The sequence below is a fragment of the Cupriavidus gilardii genome (assembly GCF_013347325.1).
GTDB lineage: Bacteria > Pseudomonadota > Gammaproteobacteria > Burkholderiales > Burkholderiaceae > Cupriavidus > Cupriavidus gilardii.
In genome coordinates this window covers 2,382,811-2,408,869 of sequence record NZ_CP054626.1, presented here as the reverse complement: position 1 = coordinate 2,408,869, position 26,059 = coordinate 2,382,811, and the positions used below count along the sequence as shown (strand labels likewise).

The following is a 26,059-nucleotide window of genomic DNA, read 5'->3' as shown; positions in this document are numbered from 1 at the left end:
CATGGCCGCCAGACCGCCCTCTCCCTCGCTTCCGACCGCCGTGACCCGCGGTGCGTCCCGCGACGCCAAGACGCGTCCGGCGCCGCTCGCCCGCGACATCACGCTGCGGCAGCTGCGTTATTTCCAGGCGGCCGCCGAGACCGGCCAGTTCTCGATGGCGGCCACGCGCGAGCACGTATCGCAGTCGGCCATCACCAATGCGGTGCTGGCGCTGGAGCAGCGCCTGGCCGTGCGGCTGTTCGACCGCCTGCCGCACGGCGTCGCGCTGACGGCCGAAGGGCACCGGCTGCTGCAGCGCGTGGCGGGCATTCTCGATTCGGTCGAGGACATGCTGCGCGAACCGTCGCTGCAGGGGCCGGGGCAGCAGGGCACGGTGTCGTTCGCCGCCTCGTACACGGTGCTGGGCTATCTGCTGCCGGCCTTGCTGGCGCGCTTTCGTTCGCACTATCCGGATATCGTGTTCGACCTGCGCGACCTCGATCGCGTCGAGATCGAGGAGGCGGTGCTGTCCGGCGAGATCGAGCTGGGCGTGGTGCTGCTGTCGAACGTCACGCGAGCGCAGCGCTTCGCGCACCGCACGCTGATCCGCTCGCGCCGGCAGCTGTGGGCCGCGCCGGGCCATCCGCTGATGCAGGGCGGCGCGCCGACGCTGAAGGAGGTGGCGGCGCACCCGTACATCCTGCTGACCGTCGACGAGGGCGAGACCTCGACGCTGCGCTACTGGAAGAGCAAGCGGCTGGCGCCGGACATCGCATTCCGCACCACGTCGATGGAGGCGCTGCGCGGGCTGGTGGCCCACGGCTTCGGTGTCACGGTGCTGTCGGACATGGTGTTCCGTCCGTGGTCGCTGGAGGGCAAGGAGATCGAGGCCCGGCCGCTGGCCGACGCCGTGCCGGACATGGAGGTCGGGCTGATCTGGCGGCGCGACGAGCCGCTGAGCGAGCCCGCGCAGCTGCTGCGGGATTTTCTGGTCTACGCTTGTGGAGCGCCGTGACAGCGTCCCGGCTAGCGCTTTCACGGCTTTGACATACCGGGCCGCTACGCTGGCGAACCGCCCGGCCACGGGCGCGGGCCGGGCTGCTGGCGTAGCGTCGTGCAGCACGATGGAGCGTGAAGGAGCGTGAAATGACCCCGAGCGAAGAGGAACTGGTACGCCGTATTCACCGCGAGGTGGCGGACCACTACGATGAGGAATTCGAGCTCGCGCTCGAGGATGGCGACGCGCAGGCGCTGCTCGATTCCGACTCGCTGCCCGGCGGCGCGGTCGACCGCGAAGCGCGCCGGCACTATTTCAAGGAACTGTTCCGTCTGCAGGGCGAGCTGGTCAAGCTGCAGAGCTGGGTGGTCGCCACCGGCCAGAAGATCGTCATCGTGTTCGAAGGGCGCGATGCCGCCGGCAAGGGCGGCGTGATCAAGCGCATCACGCAGCGGCTCAATCCGCGCGTCTGCCGCGTGGCCGCGCTGCCCGCGCCGAACGACCGCGAACGCACGCAGTGGTATTTCCAGCGCTATGTCTCGCATCTGCCCGCGGCCGGCGAGATCGTGCTGTTCGATCGCAGCTGGTACAACCGCGCAGGCGTCGAGCGGGTGATGGGCTTCTGCACCGACGAGCAGTACGAGGAGTTCTTCCGCTCCGTGCCCGAGTTCGAGAAGATGCTGGTGCGTTCCGGCATCCGGCTGATCAAGTATTGGTTCTCGATCTCGGACGAGGAACAGGAGCTGCGCTTCCTGTCGCGGATCCACGATCCGCTGAAGCAATGGAAGCTCAGTCCGATGGACCTCGAATCGCGCCGCCGCTGGGAGGCCTATACCAAGGCCAAGGAAATCATGCTGGCGCGCACGCATATCCCCGAGGCGCGCTGGTGGGTCGTGCATGCCGACGACAAGAAGGTTGCGCGGCTGAACTGCATCCACCATCTGCTGACGCTGATTCCCTATCGCGAGATCGAGCAGCCGGAAATCGTGCTGCCCGAACGCCAGCGCAGCCACGACTACGCACGCCAGCCGGTGCCCGACGAGATGTGGGTGCCGCAGGTCTACGGATCGCTCGGTTGAGCGCTGGCTCGAGCGCTAGCGCGGACGCTGCAGCTCGGGAAAGGCCTGCTGCAGCGTCAGCACGGTGCCGGTCAGCGTCGCGTCGTAGCCCGGCAGCGCATCGACGCGCTCGCGAAAGCCGCCGCTGGTCAGCGCGGCCACTGCATCGGCCAGCATCGGGCTCTGCAGCCGTTCGCGTTCGATCGCGAAGAAATAGCGTTCCTTGAGCACCGGCACGAACTCGAGTCCGAAGCGGCGCGCCGCCGTTTCGACGCCGAAGCCGACATCGGCCATGCCGCTGCCGATATACGCCGCGACCGCGGCATGGGTGAATTCGCCGTTGCTGTAGCCTTCGATCCGCGCGGGGTCGATGCCTCGTGCGCGCAGGATCAGGTCGAGCAGCAGGCGGGTGCCGGAACCGACCTGGCGGTTGACGAAGCGCACGTCCGGCCGCAGCAGGTCATCCAGCCGCGTGATTGCCTTCGGATTGCCGCGTGCGACGAACAGGCCCTGCGTGCGCACCGCCAGATGGATCAGGCAATGCCGCTCGGGATGCAGCCAGTGCGCGAAGCGCTCGAACGTCTCGGCCTCGAACTCGCCGATCGGCACATGAAAGCCGGCGATATCGCAGTCGCCGGCGGCCAGCGCGGCCACCGCTTCCAGGCTGCCGCAGTACTTCAGGTCATGGCGGACCTTGTGCTCGTCGAGAAAGTCGCGCAGCGCGGCGACCGCGAAGCCGTGGCTGGCATGCAGCCGCAGCGCGCTGACCGAGGCGTCGAGCACCTTCTTCAGTTCGATCTCCAGTTCCGATGCGAGGCTCTCCAGCGTCGGCGACAGCCGTGCGCCGATACGCTTGCTGGCCCAGACCAGCTGCTGCGACAGCGGCGTCAGCACGCTGCCGCGGCCGCGGCGCTTGTCGATCAACGGGCCGCCGAACAGCGACTGCGCATCTTCGAGCAGGCCCCAGGCATAGCGATATGACAGCCCGATCGCCTCGCACGATTGGCGGATGCTGCCGGTGCGTTCGATCTGGGCGAGCAGCGTGACCAGCCGCGAGACATCGAGCGGCGGGGCCCCGTTGCTGTCGTCGCGCACCTGCAGGTGCGGCTGGATGGCAATTCTCAACATAGGCGAAAAATAGCATATTGCCGCTCGCGTGCGCGCTGCCTATAGTCCCGGCATGGCAAAAAACCCCGGGGATTGGGCGTCATTGGGCGCACGAGGCGGCCGGGATGGAGTCCCGACAATATGCAAAAAATAGCCTATATGGAAGGCGCGGCATCCGAAAGCGCGGCTACGAAGGCGCCGGATGCCGAGGCCGCCGATCGCATCGCGGCGATCCTGCGCGCCCGCCAGCACCAGCCCGGCGCCTTGCTGCCGATCCTGCACGACGTCCAGGACGCCCTCGGCTTCGTCCCCCCGGATGCGGTGCCCGCGATCGCGCAGGCGCTGAACCTGTCCCGCGCCGAAGTCCATGGCGTGATCAGCTTCTACCACCATTTCCGCGACCGGCCCGCCGGGCGGCACGTGCTGCAGCTGTGCCGCGCCGAGGCCTGCCAGGCGGTCGGCGCGGATGCGCTGGCCGACCATGCGCAGCGCGAGCTCGGCTGCGGCTGGCACCAGACCAGCGCGGACGGCGCCATCACGCTGGAGCCGGTCTATTGCCTGGGCCAGTGCGCGGTGGGGCCGGCGCTGATGGCCGGCACCGAACTGCATGGCGGCGTGACACCGGCGCGGCTCGATGCCTTGCTGACCGCGCTGCGGCAGGGCGATGCCGGCTACGACGATGCGCGGCAAGACCGGGCTGCCTCCATGTCCGACGACGAGGTGAGCCGATGAACACGACATCGATGCCGATGACCGTCGCGCCGGTGACGGTGTTCGTCCCGCGCGACTCGACCGCGCTCGCCATGGGCGCCGAAGCGGTGGCGCGGGCGATCGCTGCGGAAGCCGGGGCGCGCGGCGAGCCGGTCCGTCTCGTGCGCAACGGCTCGCGCGGGATGTTCTGGCTCGAACCGCTGGTCGAGGTACAGACGCCGGCCGGGCGCATCGCCTACGGGCCGGTCACCGCCGCGGACGTGCCCGCGCTGTTCGACGCCGGCCTGCTGCGCGGCGGCAACCATCCGTTGTGTCACGGCATGACCGAATCGATTCCGTTCCTGCGCGAGCAGGAGCGGCTGACCTTCGTCCGCATGGGCGTCACCGATCCGCTGTCGCTCGACGACTATCTGGCGCACGGCGGCTATCGCGGCCTGACGCGTGCGCTGGCGATGAGCGGCGCCGACATCGTGCGCGAAGTCACCGAGTCGGGCCTGCGCGGCCGCGGCGGCGCGGCCTTTCCGACCGGCATCAAGTGGAACACGGTGCTGAAGGCGGACAGCGCCGTCAAATACGTGGTCTGCAATGCCGACGAAGGCGACTCCGGCACGTTCTCCGACCGCATGGTGATGGAGGGCGATCCCTTCATGCTGATCGAGGGCATGACGATTGCCGGGCTGGCGGTCGGCGCCGAACAAGGCTACGTCTACGTGCGCTCGGAATATCCGCATGCGATTGCGGTGCTCGAACGTGCGATCGCCATCGCCACGTCGGCTGGCTGGCTCGGCGGCGATATCCGCGGCAGCGGCCGCCGCTTTGCGCTGGAGGTGCGCAAGGGCGCGGGCGCCTATGTCTGCGGCGAGGAAACCGCGCTGCTGGAAAGCCTCGAGGGGCGCCGCGGCATGGTGCGCGCCAAGCCGCCGCTGCCGGCGATCCAGGGCCTGTTCGGCCGTCCCACGATCATCAACAACGTGATCTCGCTGGCGACCGTGCCGGTAATTCTTGCCGAGGGAGCGCAGCACTATCGCGACTTCGGCATGGGCCGCTCGCGCGGCACGCTGCCGTTCCAGCTGGCCGGCAATATCGCGCGCGGCGGCCTGGTCGAGAAGGCGTTCGGCGTCACGCTGCGCGAGCTGCTGTACGACTACGGCGGCGGCGCGCGCAGCGGCCGGCCATTGCGCGCGGTACAGGTCGGCGGCCCGCTTGGCGCCTATCTGAACGAAGCGCGCTGGGACGTACCGCTCGACTACGAGGCCTATGCCGGGTTCGGCGGCGTGGTCGGCCACGGCGGCATCGTGGCGTTCGACGACACCGTCGACATGGCGCGGCAGGCGCGCTATGCGATGGAATTCTGCGCGGTCGAGTCCTGCGGCAAATGCACGCCGTGCCGGATCGGCTCGACCCGCGGCGTCGAGGTCATCGACAGGCTGATGGCCCAGCCCGACCCCGCGCAGCGCACGCAGCAGGTGCGGCTGGTGCGCGATCTGTGCGACACGATGCTGCACGGCTCGCTTTGCGCGATGGGCGGCATGACGCCGTATCCGGTGCTGTCGGCGCTCGACGGCTTTCCCGAGGACTTCGGCCTGCCGCCGTTGCCGGCGCGGGCCGCATGAGCCCCGCCCGAGCTTGCATGCCATCCTCGCCCGCTAACCCGACCCCGCGGAGTTCGACCTTGCATCCCCATCACGATATCGATTACGGCACGCCGCGGCGCGAGGCCGAACAAACTGTCACGCTGGAAATCGACGGCGTCGCCGTCACCGTGCCCGCCGGCACCTCGGTGATGCGCGCCGCGGTCGAGGCCGGCGTCCATGTGCCCAAGCTGTGCGCCACCGACAGCCTCGAGCCGTTCGGCTCTTGCCGGCTGTGCCTGGTCGAGATCGAAGGGCGGCGCGGCTATCCCGCGTCATGCACCACGCCCGCCGAGCCCGGCATGAAGGTGCGCACGCAGACCGGCAAGCTCGCCGAGATCCGTCGCGGCGTGATGGAGCTGTATATCTCGGACCATCCGCTCGATTGCCTGACGTGCCCGACCAATGGCAACTGCGAACTGCAGGACATGGCCGGCGCGGTCGGGCTGCGCGAGGTCCGCTACGGCGACAATGGCGCCAGCCATCTCGATGCAGTCAAGGACCAGTCGAACCCGTACTTCGAGTACGACCCGTCGAAATGCATCGTCTGCAACCGCTGCGTGCGCGCCTGCGAGGAAACGCAGGGCACCTTCGCGCTGACGATCAGCGGGCGCGGCTTCGATTCGCGCGTGACGGCGGGGCAGGGCGAGTCCTTCATGGAGTCGGACTGCGTGTCGTGCGGCGCCTGCGTGCAGGCCTGTCCGACCGCGACGCTGACCGAGACCTCGCTGATCCGCATGGGCCAGCCCGAGCACAGCGTGGTGACCACCTGTGCCTACTGCGGCGTCGGCTGCGCCTTCAAGGCCGAGATGAAGGGCAACGAGGTGGTGCGCATGGTGCCGTACAAGGACGGCCAGGCCAACGAGGGCCATGCCTGCGTCAAGGGCCGCTTTGCCTGGGGCTACGCCACGCACCAGGACCGCATCCTGAAGCCGATGATCCGCGCCAGCATCCAGGACCCGTGGCGCGAGGTGTCATGGGAGGAGGCGATCGGCTACGCCGCCGCGCAGTTCCGCCGCATCCAGCAAAAGCATGGCCGCGACGCGGTCGGCGGCATCGTGTCGTCGCGCTGTACCAACGAGGAAGGCTATCTGGTGCAGAAGCTGGTGCGCGCGGCCTTCGGCAACAACAACGTCGACACCTGCGCGCGCGTCTGCCACTCGCCGACGGGCTATGGCCTGAAGCAGACCCTCGGCGAGTCGGCCGGCACGCAGACCTTCCGTTCGGTCGAGCGGTCGGACGTAATCCTGGTGATCGGCGCCAATCCGACCGACGGCCATCCGGTATTCGGCTCGCGGCTGAAGAAGCGGCTGCGCGCCGGCGCCCGCCTGATCGTGATCGATCCGCGCCGCATCGATCTGGTCAGGTCGCCGCACGTGCGTGCCGACTACCATCTGCAGCTGCGCCCCGGCAGCAATGTCGCGGTGCTGACCGCGATGGCGCATGTGATCGTCACCGAGGGGCTGCTGGCCGAGGACTTCATCGCCGAGCGCTGCGAATCGAGGGCGTTCGGCCTGTGGCGCGAATTCGTCGCGCGGCCCGAGAACTCGCCCGAGGCGATGGCCGAGGTCACCGGCGTGCCGGCCGAGCAGCTGCGCGGCGCCGCGCGCCTGTACGCGACCGGCGGCAATGCCGCGATCTACTACGGGCTGGGCGTCACCGAGCACGCACAAGGTTCGACCGCGGTGATGGCGATCGCCAACCTGGCGATGGCGACCGGCAACATCGGCCGCGAGGGCGTCGGCGTCAATCCGCTGCGCGGGCAGAACAATGTGCAGGGGTCCTGCGATATCGGATCGTTCCCGCACGAGCTGCCGGGCTACCGGCATGTGTCCGATTCGACCACGCGCGGCCTGTTCGAGCAGGCGTGGAACGTCGAGATCAGCCCGGAGCCGGGCCTGCGCATTCCCAATATGTTCGAGGCCGCGCTGGGCGGCAGCTTCAAGGGCCTGTACTGCCAGGGCGAGGACATCGTCCAGTCCGATCCGAACACGCAGCACGTGGCCGAGGCGCTGTCGTCGATGGAATGCATCGTGGTGCAGGACATCTTCCTGAACGAGACCGCCAAGTACGCGCACGTGTTCCTGCCCGGCTCGTCGTTCCTCGAGAAGGACGGCACCTTCACCAACGCCGAGCGCCGCATCTCGCGCGTGCGCAAGGTGATGCCGCCCAGGGCCGGCTATGCCGACTGGGAGGTCACGATGCTGCTGTCGAACGCGCTCGGCTATCCGATGGACTATCGTCATCCGTCCGAGATCATGGACGAGATCGCGCGGCTGACGCCGACGTTCGCCGGCGTCAGCTACGCGAAGCTCGACGAGCTCGGCAGCATCCAGTGGCCGTGCAATGCGCAGGCGCCGGCCGGCACGCCGATCATGCACGTCGACACCTTCGTGCGCGGCAAGGGCAAGTTCATCATCACGCAGTTCGTGCCGACCGAGGAAAAGGTCAACCGGCGCTTCCCGCTGATCCTGACCACCGGCCGCATCCTGTCGCAGTACAACGTCGGCGCGCAGACGCGGCGCACCGACAACGTGCGCTGGCACGACGAGGACCGGCTCGAGATCCATCCGCACGATGCGCAGGAGCGCGGCATCGCCGACGGCGACTGGGTCGGCATCGTCAGCCGCGCCGGCGAGACGGTGCTGCGCGCGCGGGTCAGCGAGCGCATGCAGCCGGGCGTGGTCTACACGACGTTCCACTTCCCCGAGTCGGGCGCCAACGTGATCACCACCGACAACTCGGACTGGGCCACCAACTGCCCCGAATACAAGGTCACCGCGGTGCAGGTGCTGCCGGTCGCGCAGCCGTCCGAATGGCAGCGGCGCTATCGGGACTTCCATGACGAGCAGTTGCGGCTGTTGCGGGCGGCGAATGCGGTGGCGGAGGACGAGAAGGCGGAGGCCGGCCATGCTGGTCTGTGAGCGCGGCGTGGTCGCGCGCGATGAGTCCGGTCCGTACCGCGCCGATCGGTACGAGGCTGGTCCAAACGAGGCCTGTCCATACGAGCGCGACGGCGATCCGCCGATGCCGTACGCCACGGTCGAGGTCGCGCGCTGCGAAGGCGGGGGCGGCGACATGGCGCTCGCCTTCGACGATGTCGCCGAAGAAGTTCCTGTCGCGCTCGAATACAACGGCATCTCGCACGCGGTGATGCTGGCTACGCCGGCCGATCTCGAGGATTTCGCGGTCGGCTTCAGCCTGACCGAAGGCATCGTCGCGAACGCGCGCGACGTGTTCGAGATCGACACGCAGGCCGGCGAGCAAGGGATCGCGCTGCAGATGCGCATCGCCGGCGATGCCTTCGCGCGGATGAAGACGCGGCGCCGCGCGATGACGGGCCGCACCGGCTGCGGGCTGTGCGGCGTCGAATCGCTGTCGCAGGTGGCGCGCATGCCGGCGCCGGTCGCGAGCACCGCGCGCTTCGACGGCGCCGCGCTGCATCGGGGCTTTGCCGAACTGCAGCGGCGGCAGGCGCTGCTGTGCCATACCGGCGCGACCCACGCGGCCGCGTGGCTGCGCCCCGATGGCAGCGTGGTGCTGGTGCGCGAGGACGTCGGCCGCCACAACGCGCTCGACAAGCTGATCGGCGCGCTGGCGCGCAGCGGCGAGCCGGTCGCCGACGGCGCGGCGCTGGTCACCAGCCGCGCCAGCTACGAGATGGTGCTCAAGGCGGCCAGCGCCGGCATCGGGATACTGGCCGCCGTCTCGGGACCCACCGCGATGGCGGTCCGGCTGGCCGAACAGGCCGGCGTCACGCTGGCCGGGTTCGTGCGCCCCGGCCGCCATGTCGTCTACACCCATTCCGCGCGGCTGCTGCCGCCACGCTGCTGATCATGAACCTCGACAACCTGGTCAAGATGGCCAACCAGATCGGAACCTTCTTCGCCGCGATGCCCGACCGCGACGAGGCGCTGGCCGACATCGCCACCCACCTGCGCCGCTTCTGGGCACCACCGATGCGCCGAGCCTTGCTCGAGGGCGTCGACAACGGCCAGGCGGAGGCGGTCGCGCCAATCGTGCGCGCGGCGCTGGAGCGGCATCGGGAGCGGCTGTAAGGCGTTGCCCCGCGTGGTGCACCGGGATTGCGGTCAGCCAATCCAGCGCGAGGCCGCTACGCCGCCTTGGCCTTGCGCGGCGCGACTTCGGAGCGAATGGCGTCGCCGACCTGCTGTTCGGCGGTCTTGAGATCGTAGGCCTGCTGAAGGTTCAACCAGGTTTCGGCGTCACCACCAAAATAGCGCGCCAAACGCAGAGCGATCTCGCTGGTCACGCCGGCATTGCCCCGGACGATCGCGTCGATCTGCGCGGTGTCGACATGCAATTCCTTCGCCAGTTCCGCGATCGATAGATCGAGCGGCACCAGATACTCCTCGCGCAGGATCTCGCCCGGATGAACCGGGCGCATGCCGTTGTGAAAACGCGCCATAGCGAACTCCTCGCCAACGTTGTTGTTGAACTCAATCATGGTAGTCCACAATTTCTACGCACTGTGGACCTTCGGAGGTCCAGAGGAAACAAATCCGCCATTGGGCGTTCACCCTGATGCTGTACTGGCCCCGTCGATTGCCCGAGAGGATTTCCAGCCGATTGCCTGGCGGAGCCATTAACGAGGCCAGTGTGGTGGCGGACTCCAACATCTGCAGTTTGCGTTCCGCAACTGCGTGGATGTTGGTAAAACGTGCAACGCGCTTGCCTTCAAAGAGGGCTCGCGTGTCCATGCATCGGAATGATTGGATCATTGGCGCGCTCACAATCGACGTCATGTCGAGCGCGCAGCGTATCTAGATCCGTATCGCCGGTCCTTCCGAATCCGGCGACTCTATAGGATCTCAGACTAGCCCACCATAGTAGTGAGATTCGAGGACACCGACGATGAAGAGTCCTACTTCACCCGCTGCAGAATCTCCAAAATCACCAGCGTAAAAATCGTCGCGAGCAGCGCGGTCGCTTCGCGCCCCATGCCCGCGGCGACGCCGATGGCGGACACCATCCAGATGCTGGCGGCGGTGGTCAGGCCCTTGATGCTCTCTTCGCTGTTGAGCTTGATGATGGCGCCGGCGCCGAGGAAGCCGATGCCCGAGGCGATGCCCTGCAGCACGCGGCTCATGTCGGCCAGCGGCACGCCGGCCTGCAGCGGCACCAGCACGAACATCGCGGAGCCCAGCGCGACCAGCATATGGGTGCGCAGGCCGGCCGCCTTGCCGGCGGCTTCGCGTTCGTAGCCGATCATTGCGCCGAGCAGCATCGCCATGCCGAGCCGGACCACGACCCGGGTCGCTTCCTCGATGTCGGGAATGTCGGCGAACTCCGTCCGCAGCGCGCTCAGCATGTCTGACCAGATGCCATCCATCGTTGCCTCCCCGAGAGTCCGCCGTCGCGGCGTGGTGTGCGGGCTCGGCGCAGGCGGAACCCGGCTGCCAGCAGCCTAGCACGGGTAAGTCGCGCGGCGCAGTCGGTTCGGCACTGACATGGCCCGGCCGAACGGGGCCTGTCGATGGGGGGCTAACGCAGCCGCAGCGGTTCGAGCAGCGCGGCGTCGTACTGGTGCCGGTCGATGCGGCCCAATTCCAGCATCCGCAGCAGGATATAGGCTTGCCGCTGGCGCGCGCGGCGGGGATTGACGACCGGGTTGTTGGCCGACGGCGCCTTCGGCAGGCCGGCCAGCATCGCGGACTCGGCCAGCGTCAGCTCGGCCAGCGGCTTGCCGAAATAGGTGCGCGCGGCCTGCGCGAAGCCGTACGCCCCTTCGCCGAGATAGACCTTGTTCATGTACAGCTCGAGGATCTCGTCCTTGCTGAACGCGCCCTCGATGCGGTAGGCCAGCAGCGCCTCGTACAGCTTGCGGGTATAGGTCTTCTCACGCGACAGGAAGAAATTGCGCGCGACCTGCATCGTGATGGTCGATGCGCCCTGCGACAGGTCATCCGACAGATTGGCCACGCCGGCACGGATCACGCCGACGTAGTCGATGCCGTCATGCAGATAGAAGCGTTCGTCTTCGATCGCGACCACCGCTTGCGTCAGCGCGGGCGGCATCTTGTCCAGCGGCACGTAGCCGGCCGAGTGGCGGAACGCCGCGATGGCGTCGAGCGGGGGCAGTTGCCGGCTGGCGACCACCACTGCAAGCGTGGCCAGCAGCGCGCAGGTTGCCAGCACGAGGACGAACAAGCCGAGGAGGTGCGACCAGAGACGATTCATGGGCCGCTATTTTGCCAGTGTTGGGTGGCAGAGCCGTGATGGCGGGATTGGGCCGTATCGGTGAGGGGCACGCCGTTTGCCCTCTCCCCCAGCCGCTCTCCCGCGAGCGGGAGAGGGGAGCGGGATGCCGCAAGCGCGTTCGCGATCGCTGTGGCGCCCGCTTGCCGGTGGTGTTCTCCCTCTCCCGCTTGCAGGAGAGCGGAGCGTGTCGTCGCGGATTGGAGCGACGACGTGTGGAGCTTGCCCGTGGTGTTCTCCTCTCCCGCCTGCGGGAGAGGGCCGGGGAGAGGGCACACGGCCCCCGATCGACCCGTCACCGCTTCAACAGCGCCGCCAGCAGGTCCGACTGCGTGATCAGCCCGAGCAGTCGCCGTTGCTCGTCGACCACCGGCATCAGGTGCCAGCCGCCGTCGGACATCGCGCCCGCCAGCTCGACGATGGGCTGGTCGGGGCGCGCGGTCGGCAGTTCGGTCAGCATCGCGTCGCGCACCAGGCCATCCGGCCGGCGTTGGCCTTTGGCGGGATCGCCGACGAACAGGTCCGGCAGCGTGACCAGGCCGACCAGCCGGCGCTGGCGCGGCGATACCACCGGCAGCGCCTGCAGCCGGTGGCGCGTCAGCAGCGTCCATGCCTCGCCGATGCGCTGGTCGGCGTGGACCGCCACCACATCGCGCGACATGATGTCGCCGCAGCGGATGTCGCCGAAGCGGCGTCCGAACGCGCGCAGCTCGGCCGCGACCAGGATCTCTTCGAGGTCGTCGCGGTCGACGTCGAGGAATTCGCCGCGCGCCGCCAGCACGTCGTCGAGGTCTGCGCGCGTGAAGCCGACGCGCTGGCCCGGGGGCGGATCGCTGGTGCCATGCCCAGGCACCGGGGGCGGTGGCCGATGCGGATAGCGGCGGCCGGTCAGGTTGTTGAACGACAGCGCGATCAGCAGCATCAGCATCGAATTGAGCGCGACCGGGAACAGCACGAAGGCATAGCCGAGCTTGGCGACCGCCGGGCCGCCGAACACCGCCGTGATCGCGACCGCGCCGGCCGGCGGATGCACGCAGTGCAGATGGAACATCAGCCCGATCGCCACCGCCACCGCGACGGCCGCGGCCAGCCCCGGGTCCGGAATCCAGCGCGCGCAGGTCACGCCCACCAGCGCCGCCAGCAGGTTCCCGCCGATCACCGACCACGGCTGCGCCAGCGGGCTGGACGGCACCGCGAACAGCAGCACCGCGGAGGCGCCCATCGGTGCGATGAACCAGGGGTTGTGCCCGCCCAGCATATGGCGGCTGATCCACTCCGTGCACGCCAAGGCGAGAATCGCGCCAATACAGCCCTTGATCCGTTCGCGGCTGCTTGCCGCCACCGGCATCGGGACAAAGGCGGCCAGCCAGCCGCGCCAGCGCAACCGGACTTCGCCGGCCAGGGCAAGGAGGGGAGAGGTTCGGGAGGACATGAAGACGCCGGCGCGTGCCGCGACGCAGCAAAAAAAGCGTCGCGCAAAAAAGCCGTCAATGTATCACGTGATGACATACTTTGCCGGCGGCGCCCCGCGCCAGGGCCCGGGCCGGGGGGCGGCGCGGTAACATAGCGCCGTTCCGATACCGATACGCCGCCCCGTGGCGGCGCCATGCCTCATGCTCGAACTTCAGGGCGCGATCTGGTTTCGCGCCGGCAGCCAGGACCTCGGCGGCAAGGACCGCATCGCGCTGCTCGCCGCGATCGCCGAACATGGCTCGATCACCGCGGCCGCCAAGGCGGTCGGGCTCAGTTACAAGGCGGCGTGGGACGCGGTCGATGCGATGAACAACAGCGCCGGCGAGCCGCTGGTGGTGCGCGCCGCCGGCGGCAAGGGCGGCGGCGGCACGATGCTGACGCCGCGCGGCGAAGGGCTGGTGCGCACCTATCGCGCGCTCGAGGCCGAGCACCGCGCCTTCGTCGCGCAGCTGTCGCGCGTCAGCGAGCAGCTCGACGCGACGGCGGCCGACGCGCTGCAACACGATATCCATCTGATCCGGCGACTGATGATCAAGACCAGTGCACGCAACCGGCTGTTCGGCACCGTGACCCGGGTGCGGACCGGCGCGGTCAACGACGAGGTCACGCTGGCGCTGGCCGGCGGGCAACAGGTGGTTGCCACGGTCACGCACGAGAGCGTCGAGACGCTGGGCCTGGCGCCGGGCAGCGAGGCGTTCGCGCTGGTCAAGGCCTCATCGGTGATGATCGGCGTGCCGTCGCCCGGCCTGCGGCTGTCCGCGCGCAATCAGCTGCCAGGCACGGTGGCGCGCATCGTGCCCGGGGCAGTCAATGCAGAGGTCGTGCTGGCGCTCGATGGCGGCGCGACGATCGCGGCCATCGTCACCCATGCCGGGCTCGACGAGCTTGGCCTGACCGAGGGCGCGCCGGCGCTGGCGATCTTCAAGGCGTCGAGCGTGATCCTGGGGACGATGGACTGAGGCCAACGGCTTTGCTCCGCTCGCCCCCGTGAAGGGGGAGGGGGGAACACCGCGGGGCGTGGTCAAGCGCGGGGCACGCCGATTTGAACAGGCGGGCTATCGTCCCGCCGCCCCATAAATCCGCCCATCGCGGATCTCCATCACATGGTCGGCCAGCGCCGCGACATCGTCGGGATCGTGCGAGATCACCAGCATCGGCACTTCCAGGCTCGTCTGCAGCGCGCGCAGTTCGGCCCGCATGCGGGCACGCAGCGCCGGATCGAGGGCCGAGAACGGTTCGTCGAGCAGCACGATATCGGGCCGGGTCGCCAGCGCCCGCGCCAGCGCCACGCGCTGCTTCTGCCCGCCCGAAATCTCCGCCGGATAGTGCCCGCGAATCTCCTGCAGGCCGAAGGCGTCGAGCCAGCGTTCGGCATCGTCGTGGCTCTTGCCGCGCGGCGGATTGCGCCAGCCGCGCGCGAGCCCGAAGGCCACGTTCTGCGCGACGGTCAGGTGCGGGAACAGCGCGTAGTCCTGGAACAGATAGGCGACGCGCCGTTGCTGCGGCGGCACGTCGATCCCCGCCGCTGCGTCGAACAGCGTGCGCTCGCCGAGCACGATGCGTCCGCGCTCGGGCCGCAGCAAACCGGCGATCGCGCGCAGCGTCAGCGTCTTGCCGGCGCCCGACGGACCGAACAGCGCGATGCGGCGGCTGGCGGACGAAAAGCCGATATCGAGCGCGAAATGCCGGTCGGCGGTATCGAGCCGCTTGCTGACCTGGACCTGCAGCGTCATGGGGTTCGCAGAAGGATTCACAGCCGGGGGCGCAGGCAGCGGGACAGGCATGGCGTCGTCCATTCGGCGATTCAGCGCACCGGCTGCCGCGTGCCCGGCACCAGGCGGCCGGCGATGACCAGCAGCACCACGCAGGTCAGCGAGGTCACCAGCACCAGCAGGTTGGCGGTATTGTCATCGCCGGCCTGCACCGCCTCGTAGATTGCCACCGACAGCGTCTGCGTGCGGCCGGGCAGATTGCCTGCGACCATCAGCGTCGCGCCGAACTCGCCCAGCGCGCGAGCGAAGGCAAGCAGTACGCCGGCGGCGATGCCGCGCACCGCCAGCGGCAGCGTCACGCGAAAGACGATGCCGGTCTCGCTGACGCCGAGCACGCGTGCGGCATGCTCGAGCTGCGGATCGACACCCTCGATCGCCGCGCGCGCGGACTTGAGCACCAGCGGAAAGGCGACGATGGTCGCGGCCAGCACCGCGCCCTGCCAGGTGAAGACCAGCTCGATGCCGAGCGACGACAGCCATTCGCCGAACACGCCGCGGCGTCCGACCAGCACCAGCAGGTAATAGCCGAGCACGGTCGGCGGCAGCACCAGCGGCAGCGTCAGCACGGCGTCGACCAGATCGCGCAGCGGCGAGCGCCAGCGCGACAGCGCCACCGCGGCGGCAACGCCAAGCACCGCATTGATCGCGGTGGCCCAGCCCGCGACCTTCAGCGACAGTGCCAGCGGGACCCAGACCGATTCCATCGATGGACAGGCGAGGCCGGGTTCAGCGCGTCCGGAAGCCGTGGCGCGCGAGCAGCGCCTGGCCTTCGGCGGACAACACGAAGTCGACGAAGCGCGCGGCCTCGTCCTTCTGGCGCGAGCGGGCGGTCACGGCGATCGGATAGGTGACGGCCGTGCGCGTCGGCACCTGCGCGACGACGCGGACCCTCGATGGCATCACGGCCGCATCGGTGGCGAAAACGAAGCCTGCATCGACTTCGCCGCGCGCCACATAGTCGAGCGCCTGCCGCACGTTCTGCGCGGGCACGCCCTTGGCCGAGACGGCCTGCCACAGCCGCGCATCCTCCAGCGCATCGCGCGTATAGCGGCCAACCGGCACCGAGGCCGGGTTGCCGAAGGCCACGCGCCGCACGTCGTCGCGCAGCAGGTCGCGCGGCGAGGCGAGCTTCAGCGCGCTGTCGGCCGGCGCGATCAGCACCAGCGCATTGGCGGCGAAGTCGCGGCGCGAGCCCGGCACGATCATGTGTTCGGCCTGCGCCTTGTCCATCGCCTGCTGGTCCGCCGAGGCAAACACGTCGGCCGGCGCGCCCTGCACGATCTGCTGCATCAGCACATCCGAGGCGCCGAAATTGAGCACGAGCTTCGTTCCGGGATGCGCCTGCTCATAGGCGGCGGCGACGGCGCGGAGGGCATTGGTCAGGCTCGCCGCTGCCGAGACCACCAGTTCGGCGGCCGCCGCCGGCCGGACCGGCAGCATCGCCAGCATGGCCAGTGCCGCCGCGGCGAAGGTGCGCGCCAGGCGCGAGCGCGCGCGCAGCGGGGCGATGGCAAGGGCGGGAGAACGGCGAGCAGGCATGGCAGCTGGTTCCGGGATACCGGGATTCAGGATTCGGTAAGGACAGCGCGCCGCCCATGGAAGGCGCCGCGCCGCGGCGAAGGGGCGCCGCAGGGGGACACCCGAGTCACATCGAGCGCAATATACGGCGGTATATAACGACGCGTCAATGGACCCTGGCGCAGGGCAGCCGATACCGGCGATACCCTCAGGGCACCTCGGGCACCAGCAGATCTTCGAGGAAGTAGGCCGCCAGTTCGTGCCGGCCGCGCAGGCCGGCCTTGGCGTAGATGTTGGTCGCGTGCTGGCGCACGGTCTTCGGCTTGCTGTCGCGCACGCCGGCGATCTCTTCGAGGGACAGCCCCTTGATCAGCAGGTAGGCGACCTCGCGCTCGCTGACGGTCAGGTTCCAGCGGTCGAACTGGCTGCTGATCGCATGCCGCATCTGCAGGCCGGCCTGATGGGCGGCCGCGTCGCGTTGCGCCAGCGTCCGCTCGGCCTCGCCCAGCGAGGCGCGCAGCTGGCGGATCTCCTGGTCGGTGCGCAGCCGCTCGCGCGCCAGCACGAACACGCCGGCCAGCGTGATCGAGGTGCCGATGGAATCCACGATGACGTGCTGCAGGCCTTCGGCCTCGTTGTAGTCGAACACCAGGTCGAAGCAGGCGTACAGCGCGATAAAGACGAACAGGTAGAGAAAATGCCGTGGCATGGCTGGCGCGAGGGCAAGGCGTGGTAGCGGAAATCGCGCGGCGCGGCGTTCGCAAGGAACGCCGCGCCGCGGCTTGTGACAGGGCAGCCCGTCGGGGACGCTTACAGGATCGGCGTCAGCACCTTGCCGGTATCGAGGAAGGCGCGCAGATTGTCGAGCATCAGCGCCTGCATCGCGCCGCGCGTCTCGACCGTGCCGCTGGCCATATGCGGGGCCAGCACGACGTTGTCCAGTTCGGTCAGCGCGGGCGGCACACGCGGCTCGTCACGGAACACGTCGAGCCCGGCGGCGCCGAGGCGGCCATCGCGCAGCGCTTCGACCATCGCGTCCTCGTCGATCACGCTGCCGCGCGCGACATTGACCAGCACGCCCTTCGGCCCGAGCGCCTCGATGACCTGGCGCGACACCAGCCCTTCGGTTTCCGGGCCGCCGACGCAGGTCACGACCAGGAAGTCCGCCCACGCGGCCAGTGCCAGCAGGTCGGGCTCATGGCGCCACGGCGCGCCCTCGCGCGGACGCCGGTTGTTGTAGGCGACTTCCATGTCGAAACCCTGCGCGCGCCGCGCGACCTTCTCGCCGATGCGGCCCAGGCCCAGGATGCCCAGGCGCTTGCCGGACACACGGCTGGTCAGCGGGAACGGGCCCTGGTGCCAGCGGCCGGCGCGCACGAAACGGTCCCCGTGCGAGATGCCGCGGGCGGCATCGATCATCAGGCCGAAGGCGAGGTCGGCCACGCAATCGTTGAGCACGTCGGGCGTGTTGCTGACCTGGATGCCGCGCGCGCGGGCCGCGTCCAGCGCGATGCTGTCGTAGCCGACGCCGAAGCTGACGATCGCCGCCAGTTGCGGCAGTGCGTCGATGACCGCGGCGCTGCAGCCGTGCCGCGCCGAGGTCACGACCACGCGTGCCTGCGCGCCGTGCTCGCGCAGCCAGGCGGGCCAGTCGTCCTGCTCCCACAGCGCGGCCGCACCGTGTTGTTGCTGCAGCGTGGCGTTCAGGTGCGGCGCGAGCGGGCCGATCTGGATCAGGTCGATGGCAGGCATAGTCAGCTTCTTGTTAAGGGCAAGGCGGGAAAAAGACAGCAAAGTGTATCCTGCCGGACGGCGTCTTGTCCGTGCCGGCGGTCGCGGGGCACGGCCACGATGTCGTTCCGGCGAAGGCGGCAACCCAGCGTCTTCACGAGCCACTGGGTCCCCGCGTTCGCGGGAACGACGACGTTTTTCCACCTCGCCAATCTGGAATCCGGACACCATGCCCACCGTCTACCTCGCCGGCCCCGATGTGTTTCGCCCCGATGCGTTGGCCCATGGCCAGACGCTGAAGGCACTGTGCGCGCAGCACGGCTTTACCGGCCTGTTTCCGCTGGACCATCAGCTGCCGGCCGGCCTCGCCGGCGAGGCGGCGGCGCGCTGGATCTACCAGGCCAATGCCGCGCTGATCCGCCGCGCCGATCTGGTGATGGCCAACCTGGACGACTTTCGCGGGCCGGGAGAGCCGGATTCCGGCACGGCCTTCGAGGTGGGCTTTGCGGTGGCGCTGGGCAAGCCGGTGTGGGCCTATACCGGCGATCCGGGCACCATCGTCGAGCGCGCCACGGCAGGTCATGACGCCGAGGGCAGGCCGCTCGACGCGCGCGGCTTTCATGTCGAGGACTTCGGGCTCGGCAAGAACCTGATGCTGGCCTGCTCGGTGCAGCTGGTGCAGGGCGGGCCCGCGCAGTGCCTGGCGGCAATGGCGGCGGCGCGCGCCGGCGCCCAGGACTGAAGGCGCGGAAGTCTTAAGGCCGGCGGCCGACCGTCGCCGGCTCCGTCCGCAACGATTCCACGCCGGCGGCGATCTGCGTGGCGGTATCGGCCACCACCTGCCGCATCGCCGCGACCACGCCGGCAACATCGTCGCCGCTGCCGGTGGCGGGCAGTTCGGCCTGCGTGCGGCCGGCCAGCGTACGCCCATCGGGCAGGCGGCGCACGGTCCAGTTGACTGTCGCGCCGACGCGCGCGCCCGGCTGCGCATCGAGCCGCACCACCTCGGTGGTGATCCGGTACAGCGGCTGCACGCCGCTCAATCCCTGCTGATAGACGTCGACCGCGCCCAGCACGATCTGCAGGCGCTGCGACAGCGCATCGCGCCATTCGTCGGGCAGCGGCGCCGACCAGCGCGCCATGTCGAGCGGCGTCACGCGGCCATCCGGTCCGCCGATCACGATCTGCTGGCGATTGAGCCGTTCCGGCACGCGCGCCGGCGCCACCTCGATCCACAGTGGCTGGCTGGCGGTGCCTGTCCCCACACCTGTGCCGTTGCCCGTGCCGGCGCTGGTGCCTGTGCCCGTGCCCGTGCCCGTGGGCGAGGTGGGGCCGCTGACTACCGTGGTGGCGGGCAATGCAGCGCCGGCCGCAGCGGCGTCGCCGCCGTGCGCGAGGGTGTAATAGCGCGGCTCCGACGACGACGCGCAGCCGCCGAGCAGCAGCGTGCCGGCGCAGGCCGTGGCGAACATCGCGGCGCGCAGCCGGCGGGACAGGATTAGCGGGCCCTTCATCGTTGAGTCTCCGTCTTGCCGCGCAGCAGCGCTTCGGGATGGCGTTCGAGATAGTCGGTCAGCGTGCGCAGCGAGATCGCGGTGCGGGTCAGTTCCTGCAGCATGCGGCGCGTGTCCTGCTGCAGCGGCGCGTCGGACGACAGCGTGCCGTTGGCCGACTGGATCGTGCGGCGCGCGTCCTGCAGGGCCGCCAGCACTTCCGGCGCGACGTCGCCCTGCAGCTGCGCGACCAGCTTGTCGGCGCCGGCCAGCGTGGTGTTCAGCTGCGCCACGGTCTTGCGCAGATCCTGACCGATCTGGTCGAACGGCACCTTCTCGATCTTGCCGACGATGCTGCCCAGCTTGGCCTGCAGTTCGTCAAGCGCGCCTGGCATGGTCGGCAGCTCGGCCAGTGCCGTATCGGCCGGCGGCTTGACCGGCTTGGCGTTGGGGAAGAAGTCGAGCGCCACATACAGCTGGCCGGTCAGCAGGTTGCCGGTGCGCAGCTGCGCGCGCAGGCCGCGCTCGATCAGCCCCAGCATCAGCTGGCGCGCACGTTCGCGGTCGGCCAGGTCGCGCTCGCGGAAGCCCATCCGCGACGGATAGAGCTCGACCACGACCGGCAGCCGGAACGACTTGGTCTCGCGCACGTAGTCGATGCCGATCGACCGTACCTGCCCGACCACCACGCCGCGGAAGTCCACCGGCGCGCCCGGGGCGAGGCCCCGCACCGATTGCTCGAAGTTCAGCACCGCCAGCGTCGGCGCCAGCTCCTCCGGCTCCTTCATCGCGTCGGCCTGGTCGCCGGCCAGCAGGAACTGCGTGTTCTCCTTGGCGGCCTCGGTCACGTGCGAGTTGGGCGGCGCCTGGAAGGCAACCCCGCCCAGCAGCATCGTCACCAGCGACTGCGTATTGAGCTTGAAGCCACCCGCATCGAGCTTCAGGTCGACGCCGCTGGCGTGCCAGAAGCGCGTGTCCGCGGTGACCAGTTCGTCGTAAGGCTTGTTGATGAAGACCCGCAGCGTGATGTCGCGCCCGGCCGGTTCGAGCTGATAGGCGACCACCTGGCCCACCTGCACGCGCCGGTAGTACACCGGCGAGCCGATGTCGAGCGAGCCGAGGTCGGCGGCCCGCAGCACGAACTGCTTGCCGGACGAGTCGGTGGTGACGACCGGCGGCGTTTCCAGGCCGACGAACTCGCGCTGGGTTTCCTCGGACTTGCCGGCATCGACGCCGACATAGGAGCCGGACAGCAGCGTCTCCAGTCCCGACACGCCGCTGACGGCCAGCCGCGGGCGCACCACCCAGAAGCGCGTGTCCTTGACGGCGAAGTTCTCCGCGTCCTTGGACAGGTCGATGGTCGCGACCACATGCGAGCGGTCCGGCGCCAGCCGCACCTGCTTGACCAGGCCGATATCGACGTCCTTGTAGCGCACCGGCGTCTTGCCCGGCGCCAGCCCTTCGGCGGTGCGGAAGGTCACCTGGATCTCGGGGCCGCGCTGCGACAGCGTATGGAACAGCAGCGACAGCCCGACCACGGCGGCGACGATGGGAATCAGCCAGACCACCGACGGCAGCCAGCGCGCGCGGCGCCGGCGCGCCGGCTCCGGAGGCTGCGGCGGAGGAGGGGAGGAGAGGTTGTCCGGATCGGGCATCGATAAAAGTCCAGCGTACGTCGGTGTTCGGTATCGGTATTCGGTTTCGGGAATCGGTTCGGGCGGCTGCCCCGGTCTCCGCGTCTGCGCCGGCGCTCAGTCGGCCCGTGCCGGGGCGGGGGCGGCGCCGGCGGGCGCGTTCAGGCGCGCGTGATCGTCAGCGTGATCGTGAGCGTGATCGTGCGCATCCCACAGCAGCCGCGGGTCGAACGACAGCGAGGCCAGCATCGTCAGCACCACCACCATGCCGAACGCCGCCGCGCCGGTGCCCGGGTCGACCTGCGCCAGCGCGCCGGCGCGCACCAGCGAGGCCAGCAGCGCCACCACGAAGATATCGAGCATCGACCAGCGGCCGATCAGCTCGACCAGTCCGTACAGCTTGGTCTGCTGCCGCAGCCGCCAGGTCGAGCGCAGATGCACCGACAGCAGCAGGAAGGTCAGGATCATCATCTTCAGCAGCGGCACCACGATGCTGGCGATCAGCACCACGATGGCGAGCATGCGCGAGCCCGACAGCCACAGATAGATGATCCCCGACAGGATCGTGTCCTCCTGCGTGCCGAGGATCGAGCGGGTGATCATGATCGGCAGCACGTTGGCCGGAATGTACAGAATGTAGGCCGCCAGCAGAAAGGCCCAGGTGCGCGACAGGCTGGCCGGCTTGCGATGATGCAGCGTCGCGCCGCAGCGGCGGCACGGCTGTCCTTCCTGGTCCAGCGGACTGAGCGCGTCGCAGGCGTGGCAGGACAGCAGGCCCATCGACGTCGCGGTGGGCACCTCCGGCAGCGGCGTGCGTTCGTCGTCGTCGGCCAGCTCCTGCACCACGCCGGCGACCACCTCGCGCGAGCGGCGCAGCGCGCGCTGGCGCGCCGAGGGTTTGGGATCGGCGGGGCTCATCGCTGGCCGGCCTCCTGGCGCCGTTCGGCATGGCGCCACAGGTCGCGCGGATCGTAGGTCAGCATCGTCGCCAGCACGATCACCAGCGCGCCGAACGACCACAGCGCGATGCCGGGCAGCACCTGCGCCATCGTCGACAGCTTCACCAGCGTGACCAGCACGCCCATCATGAAGACCTCGAGCATGCCCCAGGGGCGGGTCTGGCGGATGCCGCGCATGATCCGTTCGAAGCCGGGTGGCACGTTGCCGCGCATCAGCGGGACCAGCAGATAGGCCATCATCAGCATTTCTGTCAGCGGGAACACGATGGTGGTGGCGAACACCAGCAGCGCCACCAGCGTCATGTTGTCGGCATGCAGCGCCTGCACCGCGCCCCACAGCGTGGTCTGGGTGCGCACGCCTTGCAGGTCCATCTCGACGATCGGATAGGCGTTGGACACGACGAACAGGATCAGCGCGGTCAGCACCAGCGGCAGCAGCCGCCGGTAGGCGCGCCGGCTCTCGTGGTACAGCTCGCCGCCGCAGCGCAGGCACTGGGCGCGCTCGCCAGGGCCGAGCACCAGGCGGCGGTAGACCGCGTCGCAATACTCGCAGGCCACCAGCCGGTCCAGCTCCGCGCGGTCGGTGACGGCAGGGCCCGGCGGGACCCGCTCCATCGACTTCTCAACCGGATTGCCGGACGTCATTCGAACAGATCTCCAACGACCCGCCCGGGGGGCGGGAAACACGTCAATATATCGGAATTTGGTGGTGCGGCTTTTGAATCACTGCTTGTGCGGGGGTGGTCGGCGGGGGAGAGGGCAAGCGGCATTCGCCATCCCGACAGCTTCCGGTCGGCCTCACAGCTTGTACGTCGACAGCAGGATGCTCGTCTCCGTCGCCGCGATCCCCTCGATCAGCCGGATGCGGTCCAGCGTCCGGTCGAACGCCTCCAGCGTGTCGGCGCGCAGCTCCGCGATGATGTCCCAGCGCCCATTGGTCGTATGCAGCGTCTGCACGTTCGGCTCGCCCCGCAGCGCCTGCAGCACCTTGCCGATGCGGTTGCCTTCCACCGCAATCGTCGTCAGTGCCCGGATGCGATGCGGCTCCGCTTCGGGCTTGAGCCGCACGGTATAGCCGACGATCACGCCGGCCTCCTGCAGCTTGTCGATCCGGTTCTGCACGGTGGCGCGCGACAGCCGCAGCGCCTTGGCCAGCGCGGTGGTCGGGGTGCGCGCATTGTCGCGCAGCAGCGCCAGCAACTGGCGGTCGATGTCGTCCATGGCGGCTCGCTGGTGATGCGGGATCAGGGAGTTGGCATAACGCCAGCCCGTGCCGGCATTCTGTCATGGTCACCGCGCTTTTTGCGCAGTTTGTGCGCTATTCGCTGGCGTCCATGTGCACCACAATCCATTTCGACAGCAACTGACAACAACCCGAAATGGAAGGAGCGCGGCGTGATCACCGAACCCACCATCCTGCTTGTCGAGCCGACCCACTACGACGTGTCGTACAGCATCAATCCGTGGATGGACCCGCTGCGCTGGGCCGCCGATCCCCATGGCATGCACCGGGGCGCGCTGCGGGCGTTCGCCGAACTGCGTGACGCGCTGCAAGCGGCGGGCTTCGCGCTCGAGATCGTGGCGGGCGAGCCCGGCCTGCCCGACATGGTGTTTCCGGCCAATGCCGCGGTGGTGCTCGACGGGCGCGCGCTGCTGGCGCGCTTCCGCTACCCGCAGCGGCAGGGCGAGGAAGCGCCGTTCGCCCGGATCTTCGCCGGACTGCGCGAGCGCGGCCTGCTCGACGAGGTCGCGACGCTCGCCGACGGCTGCTACCAGGAGGGCGCGGGCGACTGCATCTGGGATGCGGTGCGCGGCCACTTCTGGGCCGGCTTCGGGCCGCGTTCGGCACGCTGCGCAGCCGATGCGGTCGGCGCCTATTTCGGCCGCGAAGTCGTTGCGCTGGAACTGGCCACCGCGCAGAGCTACCACCTGGACGTCTGCTTCTGCCCGCTGGCCGGTGGCGAGATCCTGTACTACCCGCCGGCCTTCACCGAGGCCGCGCTGCGCGAGCTGCACGCGCGCCTGCCAGCCAGCCAGCGCATCGAGGCCAGCGCCGACGACCTGCGGCATTTCAGCGTCAACGCCGTCAATCTGCACGACCGCATCGTGATGGCGCGCACCACCCCGCGGCTGCGCGACGCCCTTGGCAAGCGCGGCTATCGCGTGCACGAGGTCGATCTCGCGCCGTTCATGCTGTCGGGCGGCGGCGCCTACTGCATGACGCTGCGGCTCGATCGCAGCACCAGCATGCGGCAAGGGAGCGGCATGGCCGGCGACGCAGCAGCCGGCGGGCAGCCCGCCGTCGCGGCGGCCTGACGCGCGAACACCGCTTCAGACGAGACGAAGAGGAGACGACGATGAAGGAGACCGCGATGACCCGCTTCCTGGACGCGACCGCGGTGGCGGCGCTGGTGCGCAGCATCGGCGTGCCGACAGCACTGCGGCAGCTGGCCGAACACGTGCGGCAGGACTTCCTGCGCTGGCACCGCTTCGAGAAGTCCGCCCGCCTCGCCAGCCATTCCGCGGTCGGCGTGATCGAGCTGATGCCGGTCACTGACGGCGAGCAGTACGCCTTCAAGTACGTCAACGGCCATCCGCGCAACGCCGCGCATGCGATGCCGACCGTGATGGCGTTCGGCGCGCTGGCCGAGGTGTCGACCGGTTTTCCGGTGCTGCTGGCCGACATGACGCTGGCCACCGCGCTGCGCACCGCGGCAACCTCGGCGGTGGCAGCCAGGGCGATGGCACCGCACGGCACCACGACGATGGCGCTGATCGGCAACGGCGCGCAGGCCGAATTCCAGGTGCTGGCCTTTCACGCGATGCTCGGTGTGCGCGAGATCCGCGCCTACGACGTCGATCCGGCGGCGACCGCCAAGCTGCAACGCAACCTGGCGGGCCTGACCGATACCGGCGCGCTGCGCATCCTTCCAATGGCGTCGGTCGACGAGGCACTGGCCGGCGCGCACATTGTCTCCACCGTGACTGCAGACAAGACCCGCGCGACGATCGTGCGCGACGAGCAGATCGCCCCGGGCGTGCATATCAACGCGGTAGGCGGCGACTGTCCCGGCAAGACCGAACTCGACCCGTTGCTGCTGCGGCGCGCGCGCGTCGCGGTGGAATACGAGCCGCAGTCTCGGCTCGAAGGCGAGATCCAGCAGATGCCGGCCGATTTCCCGGTCATCGAACTGTGGCGCATATTGAGCGGCGAGGTCCCGGGCCGCACCGCGGTCGAGGACGTCACGCTGTTCGATTCGGTCGGTTTCGCGCTGGAAGACTATTCGACGCTGCGCTGGCTGCATGCCGCCGCCTGCGCGCGCCATGCGGGGCGCTTCGTCGAGCTGGTGGCGACGCCGGACGATACGCGCGATCTGTACGGCTGGCTGATGCGGCAGGATGAGATCGAAGGCGGCCGAAGAGTGGCCGCCTAAACCCACACCGCCGGATGGCGCATCAACCGCTGCACCCGCACGAAGGCCTCGACTTCCTCGTCGGTGGGCGCCTTCAGGAACACCATGATGCCCCAGCGCTGCAAGGTCTCGGCCATGGCGCGCGCGGCCTCGTCGGGCGCGACGACGGCGAACAGCACGTGGCGTGCGGTGCAGAACGATTGCAGCTTCTCGAGCGGCTCGAGGTCGCTTTCGCGCAGGCGCTCGACCTGGCACAGCACCAGCGTCGGATGGGAATCGCCGGCGCCCATATAGGTGATCAGGGTCGCCTTGCCGCGCGTCAGCACGGTCCTCTCGAACGGCGACCGGGCATTTGCCGCTCCGG

The 26,059-nt window shown here is 69.3% G+C and carries 28 protein-coding genes; 11 read left to right on the top strand and 17 right to left on the bottom strand.

Annotated elements, in window-relative coordinates:
* Position 1: 1 nt before the first annotated feature.
* Both FOB47_RS21000 and ppk2 read left to right on the top strand, forming a co-directional pair.
* Positions 2–994: a LysR substrate-binding domain-containing protein gene (locus FOB47_RS21000; protein WP_244959354.1), complete on the top strand. Its 993-nt coding sequence runs from the start codon at positions 2–4 to the stop codon at positions 992–994.
* 131 nt (positions 995–1,125) lie between these two features.
* Positions 1,126–2,055: a polyphosphate kinase 2 gene (gene ppk2 / locus FOB47_RS20995; RefSeq protein ID WP_053822312.1), complete on the top strand. Its 930-nt coding sequence runs from the start codon at positions 1,126–1,128 to the stop codon at positions 2,053–2,055.
* 15 nt (positions 2,056–2,070) lie between these two features.
* Here the strand turns inward: ppk2 and FOB47_RS20990 are convergent, their stop codons facing one another.
* Complete coding sequence (locus FOB47_RS20990; RefSeq protein WP_174782021.1) at positions 2,071–3,162, bottom strand: substrate-binding domain-containing protein; 1,092 nt, start codon at positions 3,160–3,162, stop codon at positions 2,071–2,073.
* A 120-nt stretch (positions 3,163–3,282) separates the two neighbouring features.
* Between FOB47_RS20990 and FOB47_RS20985 the strand changes: the two genes are divergently transcribed.
* The 5 genes from FOB47_RS20985 (at position 3,283) to FOB47_RS20965 (ending at position 9,541) form a co-directional block, all read left to right on the top strand.
* Positions 3,283–3,873, top strand: a complete 591-nt coding sequence (locus FOB47_RS20985) for a formate dehydrogenase subunit gamma (protein WP_390884844.1) — start codon at positions 3,283–3,285, stop codon at positions 3,871–3,873.
* The gene (locus FOB47_RS20980; protein ID WP_244959353.1) at positions 3,870–5,465 is read left to right on the top strand and encodes a formate dehydrogenase beta subunit; all 1,596 of its coding nucleotides are present in this window, start codon (positions 3,870–3,872) and stop codon (positions 5,463–5,465) included. Before FOB47_RS20985 ends, FOB47_RS20980 begins: the two co-directional genes overlap by 4 nt.
* 17 nt (positions 5,466–5,482) lie before the next feature.
* Positions 5,483–8,407 carry a formate dehydrogenase subunit alpha gene (gene fdhF / locus FOB47_RS20975; protein ID WP_390884843.1) on the top strand — a complete coding sequence of 975 codons (2,925 nt, stop codon included), beginning with the start codon at positions 5,483–5,485 and terminating at the stop codon, positions 8,405–8,407.
* A 103-nt stretch (positions 8,408–8,510) separates the two neighbouring features.
* Positions 8,511–9,317 carry a formate dehydrogenase accessory sulfurtransferase FdhD gene (gene fdhD / locus FOB47_RS20970; protein WP_174782523.1) on the top strand — a complete coding sequence of 269 codons (807 nt, stop codon included), beginning with the start codon at positions 8,511–8,513 and terminating at the stop codon, positions 9,315–9,317.
* A 2-nt stretch (positions 9,318–9,319) separates the two neighbouring features.
* Positions 9,320–9,541: a formate dehydrogenase subunit delta gene (locus tag FOB47_RS20965; RefSeq protein WP_053822308.1), complete on the top strand. Its 222-nt coding sequence runs from the start codon at positions 9,320–9,322 to the stop codon at positions 9,539–9,541.
* 56 nt (positions 9,542–9,597) lie between these two features.
* Here FOB47_RS20965 and FOB47_RS20960 read toward each other — a convergent pair whose 3' ends face one another.
* The 5 genes from FOB47_RS20960 to FOB47_RS20940 all read right to left on the bottom strand — a co-directional run bounded on the left by FOB47_RS20960 (position 9,598) and on the right by FOB47_RS20940 (position 13,134).
* Complete coding sequence (locus FOB47_RS20960) at positions 9,598–9,912, bottom strand: HigA family addiction module antitoxin (RefSeq protein WP_174782522.1); 315 nt, start codon at positions 9,910–9,912, stop codon at positions 9,598–9,600.
* A 31-nt stretch (positions 9,913–9,943) separates the two neighbouring features.
* Positions 9,944–10,225, bottom strand: coding sequence for a type II toxin-antitoxin system RelE/ParE family toxin (locus tag FOB47_RS20955; RefSeq protein WP_082371643.1), 282 nt, complete (start codon positions 10,223–10,225; stop codon positions 9,944–9,946).
* A 143-nt stretch (positions 10,226–10,368) separates the two neighbouring features.
* The gene (locus FOB47_RS20950; RefSeq protein WP_053822307.1) at positions 10,369–10,836 is read right to left on the bottom strand and encodes an MgtC/SapB family protein; all 468 of its coding nucleotides are present in this window, start codon (positions 10,834–10,836) and stop codon (positions 10,369–10,371) included.
* 152 nt (positions 10,837–10,988) lie between these two features.
* A complete protein-coding gene (locus FOB47_RS20945) occupies positions 10,989–11,684 on the bottom strand; it encodes a transglycosylase domain-containing protein (RefSeq protein ID WP_174782019.1) in 696 nt (231 codons plus the stop codon).
* A 313-nt stretch (positions 11,685–11,997) separates the two neighbouring features.
* The gene (locus FOB47_RS20940; protein ID WP_174782018.1) at positions 11,998–13,134 is read right to left on the bottom strand and encodes an HPP family protein; all 1,137 of its coding nucleotides are present in this window, start codon (positions 13,132–13,134) and stop codon (positions 11,998–12,000) included.
* 181 nt (positions 13,135–13,315) lie between these two features.
* On the opposite strand from FOB47_RS20940, the gene FOB47_RS20935 reads away from it, so the two are divergent.
* Positions 13,316–14,134: a TOBE domain-containing protein gene (locus FOB47_RS20935; protein ID WP_053822305.1), complete on the top strand. Its 819-nt coding sequence runs from the start codon at positions 13,316–13,318 to the stop codon at positions 14,132–14,134.
* Positions 14,135–14,230: 96 nt separating this feature from the next.
* Here FOB47_RS20935 and FOB47_RS20930 read toward each other — a convergent pair whose 3' ends face one another.
* The 5 genes from FOB47_RS20930 to FOB47_RS20910 form a co-directional block, all read right to left on the bottom strand.
* On the bottom strand, positions 14,231–14,908 hold the full coding sequence (locus FOB47_RS20930; RefSeq protein ID WP_174782017.1) for a sulfate/molybdate ABC transporter ATP-binding protein: 678 nt from the start codon (positions 14,906–14,908) through the stop codon (positions 14,231–14,233).
* Between the two features lie 71 nt (positions 14,909–14,979).
* Positions 14,980–15,651, bottom strand: a complete 672-nt coding sequence (gene modB / locus FOB47_RS20925; protein WP_174782016.1) for a molybdate ABC transporter permease subunit — start codon at positions 15,649–15,651, stop codon at positions 14,980–14,982.
* A gap of 22 nt (positions 15,652–15,673) precedes the next feature.
* Entirely contained in the window at positions 15,674–16,486 is an 813-nt protein-coding gene (modA, locus tag FOB47_RS20920; protein ID WP_174782015.1) for a molybdate ABC transporter substrate-binding protein, read from the bottom strand.
* A gap of 187 nt (positions 16,487–16,673) precedes the next feature.
* Positions 16,674–17,174 (bottom strand): helix-turn-helix transcriptional regulator, encoded by a 501-nt coding sequence (locus FOB47_RS20915; protein ID WP_053822302.1) that lies wholly within the window; start codon positions 17,172–17,174, stop codon positions 16,674–16,676.
* A 101-nt stretch (positions 17,175–17,275) separates the two neighbouring features.
* Entirely contained in the window at positions 17,276–18,217 is a 942-nt protein-coding gene (locus tag FOB47_RS20910; RefSeq protein ID WP_053822301.1) for a 2-hydroxyacid dehydrogenase, read from the bottom strand.
* A gap of 208 nt (positions 18,218–18,425) precedes the next feature.
* Here FOB47_RS20910 and FOB47_RS20905 point away from each other — a divergent pair, with 208 nt between their 5' ends.
* Positions 18,426–18,938 carry a nucleoside 2-deoxyribosyltransferase gene (locus tag FOB47_RS20905; RefSeq protein WP_174782014.1) on the top strand — a complete coding sequence of 171 codons (513 nt, stop codon included), beginning with the start codon at positions 18,426–18,428 and terminating at the stop codon, positions 18,936–18,938.
* Between the two features lie 13 nt (positions 18,939–18,951).
* On the opposite strand, the gene FOB47_RS20900 is transcribed toward FOB47_RS20905, so the two are convergent.
* The 5 genes from FOB47_RS20900 to FOB47_RS20880 form a co-directional block, all read right to left on the bottom strand.
* Entirely contained in the window at positions 18,952–19,710 is a 759-nt protein-coding gene (locus tag FOB47_RS20900) for a PqiC family protein (RefSeq protein ID WP_390884841.1), read from the bottom strand.
* Entirely contained in the window at positions 19,707–21,344 is a 1,638-nt protein-coding gene (locus FOB47_RS20895; protein WP_174782013.1) for a PqiB family protein, read from the bottom strand. Before FOB47_RS20895 ends, FOB47_RS20900 begins: the two co-directional genes overlap by 4 nt.
* A gap of 96 nt (positions 21,345–21,440) precedes the next feature.
* Entirely contained in the window at positions 21,441–22,241 is an 801-nt protein-coding gene (locus FOB47_RS20890) for a paraquat-inducible protein A (protein ID WP_174782012.1), read from the bottom strand.
* Positions 22,238–22,897, bottom strand: coding sequence for a paraquat-inducible protein A (locus FOB47_RS20885; RefSeq protein WP_053823167.1), 660 nt, complete (start codon positions 22,895–22,897; stop codon positions 22,238–22,240). The genes FOB47_RS20890 and FOB47_RS20885 overlap by 4 nt, the downstream gene beginning before the upstream one ends.
* 183 nt (positions 22,898–23,080) lie before the next feature.
* On the bottom strand, positions 23,081–23,503 hold the full coding sequence (locus FOB47_RS20880) for an Lrp/AsnC family transcriptional regulator (RefSeq protein WP_053822298.1): 423 nt from the start codon (positions 23,501–23,503) through the stop codon (positions 23,081–23,083).
* 174 nt (positions 23,504–23,677) lie between these two features.
* On the opposite strand from FOB47_RS20880, the gene FOB47_RS20875 reads away from it, so the two are divergent.
* Complete coding sequence (locus FOB47_RS20875; RefSeq protein ID WP_174782011.1) at positions 23,678–24,598, top strand: dimethylarginine dimethylaminohydrolase family protein; 921 nt, start codon at positions 23,678–23,680, stop codon at positions 24,596–24,598.
* 41 nt (positions 24,599–24,639) lie between these two features.
* A complete protein-coding gene (locus tag FOB47_RS20870; RefSeq protein WP_174782010.1) occupies positions 24,640–25,716 on the top strand; it encodes an ornithine cyclodeaminase in 1,077 nt (358 codons plus the stop codon).
* Here the strand turns inward: FOB47_RS20870 and FOB47_RS20865 are convergent.
* A complete protein-coding gene (locus tag FOB47_RS20865) occupies positions 25,713–26,021 on the bottom strand; it encodes a hypothetical protein (RefSeq protein ID WP_053822295.1) in 309 nt (102 codons plus the stop codon). The two genes, FOB47_RS20870 and FOB47_RS20865, sit on opposite strands and share 4 nt — an antisense overlap.
* Positions 26,022–26,059 lie beyond the last annotated feature (38 nt).

Excerpts from the sequence above, each read along its gene's own strand:
- FOB47_RS21000 (WP_244959354.1), top strand. The coding sequence starts at position 2 with ATGGCCGCCAGACCGCCCTCTCCCTCGCTTCCGACCGCCGTGACCCGC.
- ppk2 (WP_053822312.1), top strand. The coding sequence starts at position 1,126 with ATGACCCCGAGCGAAGAGGAACTGGTACGCCGTATTCACCGCGAGGTG.
- FOB47_RS20990 (WP_174782021.1), bottom strand. The coding sequence starts at position 3,162 with ATGTTGAGAATTGCCATCCAGCCGCACCTGCAGGTGCGCGACGACAGC.
- FOB47_RS20985 (WP_390884844.1), top strand. The coding sequence starts at position 3,283 with ATGCAAAAAATAGCCTATATGGAAGGCGCGGCATCCGAAAGCGCGGCT.
- FOB47_RS20980 (WP_244959353.1), top strand. The coding sequence starts at position 3,870 with ATGAACACGACATCGATGCCGATGACCGTCGCGCCGGTGACGGTGTTC.
- fdhF (WP_390884843.1), top strand. The coding sequence starts at position 5,483 with ATGCCATCCTCGCCCGCTAACCCGACCCCGCGGAGTTCGACCTTGCAT.
- fdhD (WP_174782523.1), top strand. The coding sequence starts at position 8,511 with ATGCCGTACGCCACGGTCGAGGTCGCGCGCTGCGAAGGCGGGGGCGGC.
- FOB47_RS20965 (WP_053822308.1), top strand. The coding sequence starts at position 9,320 with ATGAACCTCGACAACCTGGTCAAGATGGCCAACCAGATCGGAACCTTC.
- FOB47_RS20960 (WP_174782522.1), bottom strand. The coding sequence starts at position 9,912 with ATGGCGCGTTTTCACAACGGCATGCGCCCGGTTCATCCGGGCGAGATC.
- FOB47_RS20955 (WP_082371643.1), bottom strand. The coding sequence starts at position 10,225 with ATGATCCAATCATTCCGATGCATGGACACGCGAGCCCTCTTTGAAGGC.
- FOB47_RS20950 (WP_053822307.1), bottom strand. The coding sequence starts at position 10,836 with ATGGATGGCATCTGGTCAGACATGCTGAGCGCGCTGCGGACGGAGTTC.
- FOB47_RS20945 (WP_174782019.1), bottom strand. The coding sequence starts at position 11,684 with ATGAATCGTCTCTGGTCGCACCTCCTCGGCTTGTTCGTCCTCGTGCTG.
- FOB47_RS20940 (WP_174782018.1), bottom strand. The coding sequence starts at position 13,134 with ATGTCCTCCCGAACCTCTCCCCTCCTTGCCCTGGCCGGCGAAGTCCGG.
- FOB47_RS20935 (WP_053822305.1), top strand. The coding sequence starts at position 13,316 with ATGCTCGAACTTCAGGGCGCGATCTGGTTTCGCGCCGGCAGCCAGGAC.
- FOB47_RS20930 (WP_174782017.1), bottom strand. The coding sequence starts at position 14,908 with ATGACGCTGCAGGTCCAGGTCAGCAAGCGGCTCGATACCGCCGACCGG.
- modB (WP_174782016.1), bottom strand. The coding sequence starts at position 15,651 with ATGGAATCGGTCTGGGTCCCGCTGGCACTGTCGCTGAAGGTCGCGGGC.
- modA (WP_174782015.1), bottom strand. The coding sequence starts at position 16,486 with ATGCCTGCTCGCCGTTCTCCCGCCCTTGCCATCGCCCCGCTGCGCGCG.
- FOB47_RS20915 (WP_053822302.1), bottom strand. The coding sequence starts at position 17,174 with ATGCCACGGCATTTTCTCTACCTGTTCGTCTTTATCGCGCTGTACGCC.
- FOB47_RS20910 (WP_053822301.1), bottom strand. The coding sequence starts at position 18,217 with ATGCCTGCCATCGACCTGATCCAGATCGGCCCGCTCGCGCCGCACCTG.
- FOB47_RS20905 (WP_174782014.1), top strand. The coding sequence starts at position 18,426 with ATGCCCACCGTCTACCTCGCCGGCCCCGATGTGTTTCGCCCCGATGCG.
- FOB47_RS20900 (WP_390884841.1), bottom strand. The coding sequence starts at position 19,710 with ATGAAGGGCCCGCTAATCCTGTCCCGCCGGCTGCGCGCCGCGATGTTC.
- FOB47_RS20895 (WP_174782013.1), bottom strand. The coding sequence starts at position 21,344 with ATGCCCGATCCGGACAACCTCTCCTCCCCTCCTCCGCCGCAGCCTCCG.
- FOB47_RS20890 (WP_174782012.1), bottom strand. The coding sequence starts at position 22,241 with ATGAGCCCCGCCGATCCCAAACCCTCGGCGCGCCAGCGCGCGCTGCGC.
- FOB47_RS20885 (WP_053823167.1), bottom strand. The coding sequence starts at position 22,897 with ATGGAGCGGGTCCCGCCGGGCCCTGCCGTCACCGACCGCGCGGAGCTG.
- FOB47_RS20880 (WP_053822298.1), bottom strand. The coding sequence starts at position 23,503 with ATGGACGACATCGACCGCCAGTTGCTGGCGCTGCTGCGCGACAATGCG.
- FOB47_RS20870 (WP_174782010.1), top strand. The coding sequence starts at position 24,640 with ATGAAGGAGACCGCGATGACCCGCTTCCTGGACGCGACCGCGGTGGCG.